The organism is Sphingobium sp. B7D2B, from assembly GCF_025961895.1.
Lineage (GTDB): Bacteria > Pseudomonadota > Alphaproteobacteria > Sphingomonadales > Sphingomonadaceae > Sphingobium.
Genome location: NZ_JAOQOM010000001.1, coordinates 3,540,525 through 3,551,768 on the forward strand (window position 1 = coordinate 3,540,525; position 11,244 = coordinate 3,551,768).

At 67.0% G+C, this 11,244-nt stretch carries 11 protein-coding genes and 1 tRNA gene; 8 read left to right on the forward strand and 4 right to left on the reverse strand.

Annotated features, from left to right (window positions below; all coding sequences use genetic code 11):
* Positions 1–15: 15 nt before the first annotated feature.
* Both M2341_RS16370 and msrP read right to left on the reverse strand, forming a co-directional pair.
* Positions 16–663: a sulfite oxidase heme-binding subunit YedZ gene (locus M2341_RS16370; RefSeq protein WP_264577627.1), complete on the reverse strand. Its 648-nt coding sequence runs from the start codon at positions 661–663 to the stop codon at positions 16–18.
* A 4-nt stretch (positions 664–667) separates the two neighbouring features.
* Complete coding sequence (gene msrP, locus M2341_RS16375; RefSeq protein ID WP_264585940.1) at positions 668–1,606, reverse strand: protein-methionine-sulfoxide reductase catalytic subunit MsrP; 939 nt, start codon at positions 1,604–1,606, stop codon at positions 668–670.
* Positions 1,607–1,757: 151 nt separating this feature from the next.
* On the opposite strand from msrP, the gene lysA reads away from it, so the two are divergent.
* From lysA to M2341_RS16390, 3 genes are read left to right on the forward strand one after another with little or no spacing between them, the layout of a single operon-like run.
* Positions 1,758–3,020, forward strand: coding sequence for a diaminopimelate decarboxylase (lysA, locus tag M2341_RS16380; RefSeq protein ID WP_264585941.1), 1,263 nt, complete (start codon positions 1,758–1,760; stop codon positions 3,018–3,020).
* Between the two features lie 52 nt (positions 3,021–3,072).
* The gene (locus M2341_RS16385; RefSeq protein WP_264585942.1) at positions 3,073–3,843 is read left to right on the forward strand and encodes a siroheme synthase; all 771 of its coding nucleotides are present in this window, start codon (positions 3,073–3,075) and stop codon (positions 3,841–3,843) included.
* A 49-nt stretch (positions 3,844–3,892) separates the two neighbouring features.
* Positions 3,893–4,798: an SMP-30/gluconolactonase/LRE family protein gene (locus tag M2341_RS16390; RefSeq protein ID WP_264585943.1), complete on the forward strand. Its 906-nt coding sequence runs from the start codon at positions 3,893–3,895 to the stop codon at positions 4,796–4,798.
* Positions 4,799–4,800: 2 nt separating this feature from the next.
* Here the strand turns inward: M2341_RS16390 and M2341_RS16395 are convergent, their stop codons facing one another.
* Entirely contained in the window at positions 4,801–5,070 is a 270-nt protein-coding gene (locus tag M2341_RS16395) for a hypothetical protein (protein WP_264585944.1), read from the reverse strand.
* A gap of 252 nt (positions 5,071–5,322) precedes the next feature.
* Here M2341_RS16395 and ispG point away from each other — a divergent pair, with 252 nt between their 5' ends.
* The 4 genes from ispG to M2341_RS16415 all read left to right on the forward strand — a co-directional run bounded on the left by ispG (position 5,323) and on the right by M2341_RS16415 (position 10,040).
* Positions 5,323–6,489 (forward strand): flavodoxin-dependent (E)-4-hydroxy-3-methylbut-2-enyl-diphosphate synthase, encoded by a 1,167-nt coding sequence (ispG, locus tag M2341_RS16400; RefSeq protein ID WP_264577138.1) that lies wholly within the window; start codon positions 5,323–5,325, stop codon positions 6,487–6,489.
* Positions 6,486–6,803 (forward strand): hypothetical protein, encoded by a 318-nt coding sequence (locus tag M2341_RS16405; RefSeq protein ID WP_264585945.1) that lies wholly within the window; start codon positions 6,486–6,488, stop codon positions 6,801–6,803. The genes ispG and M2341_RS16405 overlap by 4 nt, the downstream gene beginning before the upstream one ends.
* A 156-nt stretch (positions 6,804–6,959) precedes the next feature.
* A complete protein-coding gene (locus M2341_RS16410) occupies positions 6,960–9,290 on the forward strand; it encodes a DNA translocase FtsK (protein WP_264577136.1) in 2,331 nt (776 codons plus the stop codon).
* A gap of 93 nt (positions 9,291–9,383) precedes the next feature.
* Positions 9,384–10,040, forward strand: a complete 657-nt coding sequence (locus M2341_RS16415; RefSeq protein WP_264577135.1) for a LolA family protein — start codon at positions 9,384–9,386, stop codon at positions 10,038–10,040.
* Between the two features lie 72 nt (positions 10,041–10,112).
* On the opposite strand, the gene M2341_RS16420 is transcribed toward M2341_RS16415, so the two are convergent.
* Positions 10,113–10,186: transfer RNA gene (locus M2341_RS16420), tRNA-Gln, on the reverse strand.
* Between the two features lie 158 nt (positions 10,187–10,344).
* Here M2341_RS16420 and M2341_RS16425 point away from each other — a divergent pair.
* On the forward strand, positions 10,345–11,244 hold a 900-nt coding region (locus tag M2341_RS16425; RefSeq protein ID WP_264585946.1), incomplete at its 3' end, for a Ppx/GppA family phosphatase.

Sequence of the window (11,244 nt, forward strand, 5' to 3'; positions counted from 1 at the left end):
GTGACGGGCCTGACGCTAAAGACTCGGGGCAGGCTGGTCCAGCTGGGATGCGGCGGAAGCCGGCCGCGCACGCCCTGCGCGCAGCCGCATGACCGCTCGCCAGCCGAGCAGCGCCGCCACGATCCCCCCGTAGATCAGCGGCGAGCGTGTATCGGCCTTCACCAGCAGGAAATAGTGCACGACGCCCATGATCGCGATGAGGTAGACAAGCTGGTGCAAGCGCCGCCATGCGCGCACGCGCATTTTGCGCCGGATGCGATTGGCGGAGGTGATCGCCAGCGGGACCAGCAGCACGAAGGCCGCCATGCCGATGGTGATGTAGGGCCGCTTAACGATATCCGCGACGATGAACGACCAGCCGAACTGCTGGTCCACCGCCACATACATGATCAGATGCAGCGCCACATAGGCAAAGGCCCACAGGCCAATGCGGCGGCGATAGCGCAACAGCGCCGGCATTTTGAGTAGCTTGGCCAGTGGACTGATCGCCAGCGTGATGCACAGGAAGCGCAGGCCCCACAGACCCAGCTCGCGCAACACATATTCGATGGGATTGGCCGTGAGTCCACCGGTCAGGCCCTGCCAGACGAACAGCAGCAGCGGCGCCACGCACAGCAGCCAGACCAGCGCCGAGATCAGGCGATCGCGCGTCTTCCTGGTCATGCCGTCAGTAAAGCTTCTTGGGGTTCATGCCGCGATAGAGACTCGCAACCTGATCGCCATAGCCATTGAACGGCAGCGTCTTGCGGCGCAGCAGCTCGCCGATGCGCCGCTCACGCGCCTGCGACCAGCGAGGATGATCCACATCCGGGTTCACATTGCCGTAAAAGCCATATTCGTCGGGCGCGAGCATCTGCCAGCTCGTGCGCGGCTGGCGGTCGGTTAGCGTGATCCGCACGATCGACTTGATGCCCTTGAAGCCATATTTCCACGGCACGACCAGGCGAATGGGCGCGCCGTTCTGGCGGGGCAGCAGGCGGCCGTAGAGGCCCACCGAAAGCAGCGTGAGAGGATTCATCGCCTCATCCAGCCGCAAGCCTTCACGATAGGGCCAGTCGATCACGTTCCGGCGCTGGCCGGGCATCTGCTTGGGATCATTGAGGGTCTGGAAAGCCACATATTTAGCGCTGCCGAGCGGCTCCACCTCGCGCAGCAGCGCGGAGAGCGGAAAGCCGATCCATGGAATGACCATCGACCAGGCCTCGACGCAGCGCATCCGGTAGATGCGCTCTTCCAGTGGAAAGCGGCGCACGATGTCCGAAATATCGAACTTACGCGGCTTCTGGCACAGGCCATCCACGGCGACGGTCCATGGCGCAATTCGCAGGCTGCTGGCATTGGCGGCCGGGTCGCTCTTGTCGGTGCCGAACTCGTAGAAATTATTGTAGGTTGAGACGTCCGCAAAGGGCGTCGGCGTCTCGTCGATCTTCATCTTGTTGGGCGAGAACTTTACCGTCGCGGGCGCATCCGCCGCCATCGCCGCCGGCGCGATCAGTCCGGCGGCGCCGATGCCGGCCACACCGGCAATGAACTCGCGCCGGCGCAGATACAGCGCTTCATCGGTGACGTCGTTTTCGGTCAGGTCGGCAGATTGACGGATCAGCATGGCAAGACTCTCCTGCCCCCAGAGCCGGAACAATGCCTGCCCTTGGCTGCATGTGCAATGAACATGCCCATGGCCGAAGGGGCAATAACCCCTCCCGCCAGACGCAAAAGCCGGTTTCCATCCGCCGCACCAGCCTCTAGGGGCGCAGATCATGGATCATTTCGCTTATAAGGATGGCGTGCTGCACGCCGAAGACGTGCCGATGGCGGCGATTGCCGAGGCCGTCGGGACACCGGTCTACATCTATTCGCGCACCACGCTGGAGCGCCATGCCCGCGTGTTCCGCAAGGCGCTGGCCGGCCTGCCCCGCAAGCACATCGCCTTTGCCATCAAGGCCAACCCCAATCTCTCCGTGCTGCGCGTACTGGCGCGCGAGGGTTATGGCGCGGATATCGTCTCGGGCGGCGAGATGCAGCGCGCGCTGGCGGCCGGGATGCCGGCCAAGGACATCGTCTTCTCCGGCGTCGGCAAGACCCGCGCCGAGCTGAGCGCGGCGCTGGAAGCCGGGATCGGCCAGTTCAACATCGAGCTGGAGGAGGAGGGCGCCGTCCTCGCCGAGATCGCCGCCGCGATGGGTAAGACCGCCGATGCCGTGCTGCGCGTCAACCCGGATGTCGATGCCGGCACGCACGCCAAGATTTCCACCGGCATGAAGGAAAACAAGTTCGGCGTCGCCATCGATCAGGCGGGCGGCATCTTCGAGCGGCTCTGCGCCCTGCCCGGCCTCAACCTGCGCGGCATCGCCACGCATATCGGCAGCCAGTTGTTCGACCTCGCCCCCCTTGAAGCCGCCTATGGCAAAATCGGCGCGCTGATGGGCGAACTCCGCGAGGCCGGCCACACCATCGACCGTATCGATCTGGGCGGCGGCCTGGGCGTGCCCTATGAGCGTACGAAGGTGCCGCCGACGCCGGCCGATTATGGCGCAATGGTGGAGCGGGCGACCAAGGGCTGGGACGTCACGCTCTATTTCGAGCCGGGCCGCGTGATCGTCGGCAATGCCGGCGTGCTGCTCACCCGCGTCATCTGGGTGAAGCCCGGCGTCATCCGCCCCTATGTGATCGTCGATGCGGCCATGAACGACCTCGCCCGGCCGGCCATGTACGATGCCTTCCACGATTTCGAGGCTGTCGCGCCGACCGGCGAGCGGATCGTGGCCAACATTGCTGGCCCGGTCTGCGAGAGCGGCGACACCTTCGCCATGGCCCGCGATATCGACGTGGTGAAGACCGGCGATCTCGGCATCTTCCGCACCGCCGGGGCCTACGGCGCAACGATGGCCAGCACCTACAATTCGCGCGCGCTGGTGCCCGAAGTGATGGTGGATGGCGACCAGTTCGCCGTCGTTGCCGACCGCATCATGCCCGAGGCGATCATCGCCGCCGAGCGCCTGCCGGATTTTCTTAAGGACTGAGCATCGGCCGCAAGGGGCAGACGGACGGGCCAGGACCGGCTAGGAGAGCGCCATGCACAGCCTTCCGCTCTTCGTCATCCTGTCGGGCCAGCCGGTCATCCTGCTTGGCACTGGGGAGGCCGCGGACGCCAAGCGCCGGCTGATCGAGCGGGCCGGCGGCGTGCCGGTTGCGGACGAGAATGCCACTACCCGCATCGCCTTCGTGGCGCTGGAGGATGAAACAGCCGCCCAAGCCGCCGCAGACCGGCTCAAGGCGCGCGGACTGCTGGTCAATGTCGTCGACCGGCCGGCGCTGTGCGATTTCACGACCCCCGCCATTGTCGACCGCGATCCGGTATTGATCGCCGTTTCCACGGGCGGCGCCTCCTCAGGGCTGGCCGCAGCCTTGCGTCAGCGGCTGGAGACGATCCTCCCGGCCCGGCTCGGCGCCCTCGCCAGCGCGCTCAATGCCGCCAAGGTCGCAATGCGGGAGGCCTGGCCCGATGCCCGCGACCGCCGCCGCGCGCTTGGCGAGGCGCTGGCGCCGGGCGGCATGCTCGACCCTTTCGGCACGCCTGCGGTGGACCCGTGGCTGGAAGCGCGCATCGCGCCTGCCTCCCGCGCCGTGCATGTCATCGCCTTGCGCTCGGACGACCCGGATGACCTGACGGTTCGGGAAGCCCGCACGCTGGGCCAGGCCGATCGCATCCTGTTCGCCCCCGACACCCCGCCCGCCATTCTCGCCCGCGCCCGCGCCGACGCGGAACGCCTGCCGCTCAGCGCGGAAGAAGCCCCGCCCGAACTGCCGGGGCTGACCGTCTGGCTCGTCCCGGCCGAGGATTGATAGGCCTTTCCGCCGTCAGCGCCGGGAATCCCGGCCCAGGAGATCGTTCATGACGTCACATCCCTCCGCCCCCGCAGCTTCGCCCGCCGTATCGGTCGCGCTCGATGCCCGCGCCGCGCTTGGCGAAGGGCCACGCTGGCACGCAGCCGAGCGCCAGCTCTATTGGGTGGACATCCTGCGCAACGAACTGCACCGCTTCGACCCCGAAACGGGCGCGGACGAGATGCGCGCCTTCGCCCAGCCGGTCGGCTGCTTCGCCTTCCGCGCGGCCGGTGGCTTGCTGCTGGCGATGAAGGACGGCCTCGCCATTCTGGCCGACTGGGGCTCCGAGCCGCAGCCCTTTGGCGATCAGATCCTCGCGGGCAAGCCGGACCTGCGCTTCAATGATGGGCGGACGGATTCGGCCGGGCGGTTCTGGGTGGGCAGCGTCAACATGGCCAAGAGTGCGCATGACGCCGCGCTCTATCGCGTCGGCACGGACGGGACGATCGACCTGATCGAGGGCGGCATGCTCACCTGCAACGCCGCCGCCTTCAATGCGTCGGGGACGACCTTCTGCCACGCGGACACCCCCAGCCACGCCCTGCGCGCCTATGATGCCGATGTGCAGCGTGGCACGCTCTCCAACCGCCGCATCCTCCACCAGTTCGAGCATGGAACCGGGCGCCCCGATGGCGGATCGTTCGATGCGGAGGGTTGTTACTGGAGCGCCCTGTTCGAGGGTGGCCGGGTGGTGCGGCTCTCGCCCGAAGGCGAGTTGCTCCAGACGGTCACGCTGCCGGTCAGCCGGCCGACCATGATCGCATTTGGGGGTGAGGATCGGCGCACCGCTTATGTCACCACGGCGCGGGCTGGGCTGGACGAGGCGGCGTTGGGGCGCGAGCCGCATGCGGGCGCGATTTTCAGCTTCCCCGTCGATGTGCCGGGTCTGCCCGAGGCGCCCTTTGGCGGCTAAGCTTAGGCTTTGCTGGCTCGCTTGGCGAAGCGGGTCACGAACACTGGTGGGCTGGTCGGGTAGCAGGCCTGTGCGAGCGGCAGCGCCGTTTCGCATACGGCGCACTGGGCGCTGAGCCGTCCGACATACCATTGGGTGCTGGCGCAATCGGGACAATGATTGAGCTTGCCTGGCTCGTAACGCGCGCCAATGGCCGTGCCATCGAATGGTTTGACGTGAATGCCCGGGTGACGAACGGCAGAGCTCAAAGCCTGCACAGGTGAATGCGCCATGTCACGATCCTTCCGGCGATGAAAACGTCCCGCGCGTTCGCGGGTTCCTGCCTGTGCCAACGGCTCGGCGCATCCTGTCTCTTGTCGGGACGATTTGCCACGCGCGCCTGATGGCGACTTGCGACGGCTGCGACCCGTGCTCCCGACAACGGGTCCATCCGCGCAATCCCCCCTCGCCTCTGCCCTAGAGCGGGGCTATAAGCGCCGGGATGATGACCGACCCCCGGACACGCCCTCTCTCCAAGGACAATCATGTCAGAGCATAATCCCGGCCTGCGCCCGTGGCGCGACATTGCGCGGCGCGAATGCCGCCAGATCATGGTCGGCAACGTGCCGGTCGGCGGCGGCGCGCCGGTGACCGTGCAGACGATGACCAACACGCCGACCCACGATGCGAAGGCGACGATCGACCAGATCCGCCGCTGCGAGGAGGCCGGTGTCGACCTCATCCGGGTTTCCTGCCCGGACGTGGAGAGCACGGCGGCGATGAAGCAGATCGTCCGCGCGGCCAAGGTGCCGATCATCGCGGACATTCATTTCCACTATAAACGCGCGCTGGAAGCCGCCGATGCGGGCGCGGCCTGCCTGCGCATCAACCCCGGCAATATCGGCTCTGCCGCGCGCGTGAAGGAAGTGGTGGATGCCGCCAAGGCCAATGGCTGTGCGATCCGCATCGGCGTGAATGCCGGCAGCCTCGAAAAGGATCTGCTCGAAAAATATGGCGAGCCCTGTCCCGAGGCGCTGGTGGAGAGCGCGCTCGACCATATCAAGCTGCTGCAGGACCAGGATTTTCACGACTATAAGGTCGCGGTGAAGGCCAGCGACGTGTTTCTGGCCGTCGCGGCCTATATGCAGCTTGCCGACGCGGTGGACTGCCCGCTGCACCTTGGCATCACCGAAGCCGGCGGGCTGATCGGCGGCACGGTGAAGAGCGCAATCGGCATCGGCAACCTGCTCTGGGCCGGCATCGGCGACACCATTCGCGTTTCGCTCTCCGCCGAGCCGGAAGAGGAAGTGCGTGTCGGCTACGAAATCCTCAAATCGCTCGGCATCCGCACACGCGGTGTCCGCGTCGTCTCCTGCCCGAGCTGCGCAAGGCAGGGCTTCGATGTGATCCGCACGGTCGAGGCACTGGAGAGCCGCCTTCAGCACATCAACACGCCGATCTCGCTTTCCGTGCTGGGCTGCGTGGTCAATGGCCCCGGCGAAGCGCGGGAGACGGACATCGGCCTCACCGGAGGCGGCAATGGCAAACATATGGTCTACCTCTCCGGCGTGACCGATCACCACATCAACGATGCCCAGATGATCGACCACATCGTTTCGCTGGTGGAAGCCAAGGCGGCCGAGATCGAAGCGGCCAAGCTGGAAGCCGAGATGAGCGATGCTGCCAATGCCAGCGCCGTGGCGGCCGAATGACCGACCGGCCCGACATGGCCCCGTCCGCGCCGAGCCGCGATCTGCGCGCGCCGCAGACGCAGGCTGCGTCACGGTTCACGGGCGCCAGCGCCACGGGTGCAGTGGCAACCGGTGCGACGGCGACGGGGGCCTCAGCGACCGGCGCAGTTGCGGTCGGCGCCTTCGCGTTGGGTGCCCTTGCCATGGGCGCAATTGCGATCGGCGCGCTCGCCATCGGGCGGCTGCGCATCGGACAGGCCCGTATCAGCCGGCTGCGGATCGACACGCTGGAAATCGGGAACGCCACTCGCACCGGGGAAACGCCTCGCCGGTGAGGCTCGCAGCGCCGGCGCCTGCCGTAGCGCGCCCTGCATGCCGAAAAACCGGGGACTCTTGACGCCGAGTCCGTGAAAGAGGATTGTCGCCGCGCGGAACATTTCGGGCACGGCGCGTGCGTGACCCCGCCGCGCCGGACGAAGGAGTGAGTGGCAATGGCAAGTCGGGCACCGATGAATCGGACCCCCGAATGGCAGGCGATGCTGCGCCGGAGCCTTATCCGCATCGGCACCTTTGCTGGCTCGGTCGGGCTGTACGCGCTGGCGCTGTTCCTCCTGCTCGCGCTGCTCAGCTACAAGGTGAGCGATCAGGCGCTGAACACTGCGGCCGGGCCGGAGACCCGCAACCTGATGGGCGCCGCCGGTGCCTGGGCGGCGGACATTCTCTTCACCTTCGCCGGCCTGCCTGCCTTGCTGCTGCTGCCCTTCATCCTCGTCTTCGCGCGGCGCCTGTGGGCCGATGCGGACATGAGCGGCTGGCAGGGGCAGATCGCCAAATGCCTCGGTGGCCTGCTGCTCATCGGCACCGGCCTGTGGATCGCCCAGCCCGAACCGCTGGTCGGGCTGCCGGCCCGCTGGGGCGGCGTCATCGGCTTCCTGTTCGCCCACGGCCTCACCGCCCTGACGGCGCGCCTTGGCGAAACCGCCGACCTCATTCTGCAATGGCTACTGCTGGCGGCGTTCATTGCGTCCGGCCTGTGGCTGTGGGTCCGCAGCCTCGCGCTCGAAAAGCCGCTCTGGCATCTCGCCCGCCCCGCCCTGCCGCTGCTCTCCAGCCTTGGCTCCTTGCGAACGGCGAAAGCTGGCAGTCTGGATGTCGCCGAGCCCGAACGCGACCCGCATCCCGAGCGCGAGGCGGAACCACGCCGCCCGGTGGACACCACACCCCGCCAGCCGATCACCATCCAGTCACCGAGCAGCGCCGCCATTCCCAAGGCGTTCGGCCCCGTCTCGGGACAGGAAGACCTGTTCGGCAATGGCGCGCTGCCATCTCCCGACCTGCTGTCGCCCGCGCCCGCCAGCGCGGTCAGCAAGATCGACCGGCCCGGCCTGGAGCGCAATGCGCGACTGCTGGAAAGCGTGCTCGATGACTTCCACGTCAAGGGCGCGATCACCGAGGTGCGCCCCGGCCCCGTCGTCACCATGTATGAGCTTGAGCCAGCCCCCGGCATCAAGGCCAGCCGCGTCATCCAGCTCGCCGACGACATCGCCCGCAACATGTCCGCGCTCTCGGCGCGCGTCGCCACCATTCCGGGGCGGACGGTGATCGGCATCGAGCTGCCCAATGCGGACCGCGAATCCGTGGTGCTGCACCAGCTCATCACCAGCCAGCAGTTCGCCGAGCAGAAGGGCGGCCTGCCCATCATCCTCGGCAAGAACATCTTCGGTGAGCCGGTCATCGCCGATCTCGCCGGCATGCCGCATCTGCTCGTCGCGGGTACGACCGGCTCGGGCAAGTCGGTCGGCCTCAACACCATGCTGCTCTCGCTGCTCTACCGGATGACGCCGGACGATCTGCGCCTGATCATGATCGACCCGAAGATGCTGGAACTGAGCATCTACGACAACATTCCGCATCTGCTCTCCCCGGTCGTCACCGAGCCCGCCAAGGCCATTCGCGCGCTCAAATGGGCAGTCGAGCAGATGGAGGATCGCTATCGCATGATGGCCTCCATCGGCGTGCGCAACCTCGCCGGCTATAATGAGAAGGTCCGCGGCGCCCGTGCCAAGGGCAAGTCCCTGGGCCGCCGCGTCCAGATCGGTTTCGATGAACAGACCCGCCAGCCGATCTACGAGGAGGAGGAGCTGGATTATCAGCCCCTGCCGCAGATCGTGGTGGTGGTCGACGAGCTGGCCGATCTGATGATGACGGCCGGCAAGGAAGTCGAATTCCTGATCCAGCGCCTCGCGCAGAAGGCGCGCGCCGCCGGCATCCACCTCATCCTCGCCACGCAGCGCCCCTCGGTCGACGTCATCACCGGCGTCATCAAGGCGAACCTGCCGACCCGCATCAGCTTCTTCGTCACCTCGAAGATCGACAGCCGCACCATCCTGGGCGAGCAGGGCGCCGAGCAGCTGCTGGGCAAGGGCGACATGCTCTACATGGCGAGCGGCAAGGGCCTGATGCGCGTCCACGGGCCGTTTGTGAGCGATGATGAGGTGCGCGGCGTCGCCGACCATTGGCGCTCCAAGGGCCAGCCGGATTACATCTCCGCCGTCACCGAGGAGCCAGAAGATGGCAGCTTCGCGCTCGATGGCGTCGATCTCGGGGATGACAGCGCCGATGCCAAGCTGTTCCGCAAGGCCTGCCAGCTCGTGTTCGAGAACCAGAAGGCTTCGACCAGCTGGCTCCAGCGCCAGATGCGCATCGGCTATAACAGCGCGGCGCGCCTCATTGAGCGGATGGAAAATGAAGGCATGGTCGGCGCGCCCAACCATGTCGGCCGCCGGGAAGTGCTGCGCGACGAAATGGGCAATCCCAAGTAAGAGCGGCCGATTGCCTCGCCCCCCGGGCGCGGGAACGCGCTGCGGCGCGCGGCATTCAGTGGATATTCAACGGCAGGGACCTATCCGGGCGCGATGATCAGACTTCCCAAATTCACCCGGCGTTCCGCCACCCTCTCTCTGCTGCTGACCGCGCTCGCGGCGCCGGCCTTGGTGCCGGCCAGCCCGGTGGCTGCGCAAGCCGCGAGGTCGAGCGACCTCGCGAGCGTCAGCACGGCGGTTCGCGGCATCACCACGCTGAGCGGCGACTTCACCCAAACCGACCGCAACGGGCAGGTGCAGAACGGCAAGCTGCTCTGGAAGCAGCCGGGCAAGATCCGCTTCGATTATGGCGCCGGCGATCTGCTCATCGTTGCCGACGGCAGCTCGCTCTACATGATCGACTATCAGGTTGCGCAGGTGCAGCGCTGGCCGATCCGCAATTCACCGCTCGGCGCATTGCTCGACCCCAAGCGCGACATCACCCGCTATGGCAAGATCGTCGACACGGGCGATCCGCGCGTCGTCTCGGTGGAAGTGCGCGATCCCCAGCATCCCGAATATGGCGTGATCACGCTCATCTTCACCCGCAAGGCCGGCGTGCCGGGTGGGCTCTCCCTCTATGGCTGGGTGGCGCTGGATGCGCAGGGTAACCGCACCAACATTCGCCTGAGCAACCTCAAATATGGCGCGCCCATTGCCGATTCGGCCTTCCGCTGGCGCGACCCGCGCGGAACCCGCGGCCCGCGCTGATCCGGCCGCGAAACCGGCGACCGGCCGCGCCACCCCGAAAGGGGCGGACGCGGTCGCGATGATCTGAAAAGCTGGATGCCCCGCGAGGATTCGAACCTCGATTGACGGAGTCAGAGTCCGTAGTCTTACCTTTAGACGACGGGGCAAGAGCGGGCGCAGATAGGGCGCGGACTGCCTGCGGTCAAGGCGATTTTCCACCCTCATCGTTCGGAGCATGGCAGCCACCTTGCGTCGCCCGCCACGCACGTCTAGCGTGGTGGCAAGTCCCGGCGGAAGTCCCGCCGGAAGAGAAGGTCAAGAAGTCATGGCGCATAAGGCGACGCCCGCGCCGCGCATGGGGCAGGAGCCCGGCACACTGGTGTCTGCCGGGGGCGTGAAACAGAAGGCGCGATCCTTCAATCGTCCGCTGCCGCGCGGCAATCTGGCTGCGCTCGACCTCGGCACCAACAATTGCCGCCTGCTCATTGCGCGGCCGGATGGCGACCGCTTCGTGATCGTGGACGCCTTTTCCCGTATCGTTCGCCTTGGCGAAGGCCTTTCCGCCACCGGGCGCTTGTCTGACGCCGCGATCGACCGCACCTTGTCCGCCCTCTCCGTCTGCGCCGAGAAGCTGCGCCGCCGCCGCGTGGTCCTGGCGCGCTCTGTTGCGACCGAAGCCTGCCGGCAGGCAGAAAACGGGCGCGCCTTTGTCGACCGGGTGCAGCGCGAAACCGGCATCATGCTCGACATCATTTCGCCCCGCGAGGAAGCGCGGCTTGCGGTCCTCGGCTGTAAGGCGCTGCTGGAACGTGGCGAAGGCCCGGCGCTCATCTTCGACATCGGCGGAGGCTCGACCGAGCTGGTGCTGCTCGATGGCGATGGCGACCAGTTGCGCATCGTCGACTGGCACAGCGCCCCGCATGGCGTCGTGTCGCTGGCGGAAGCCGTGGCCGGCCATGGCGACACCGCCAGCGAGCGCGCCGCGGCCTATGCCGAAATGCTCCGGCGGATGCGCGAGGCTTTTGCCGCCTTTGCCGAGCGGCTGCCCAAGACCGGGCCGGTGCGCCTGCTCGGCACGTCCGGCACTGTCACCACGCTCGCCAGCGTCCATCTGGGCCTGCCACGCTATGATCGCAAGGCGATCGACGGGCTGACCGTACCGGCCGATGCCATGCGGGATATTGCTGGGCGGCTCTCCACCATGAGCATAGCGGAGCGCATCGCC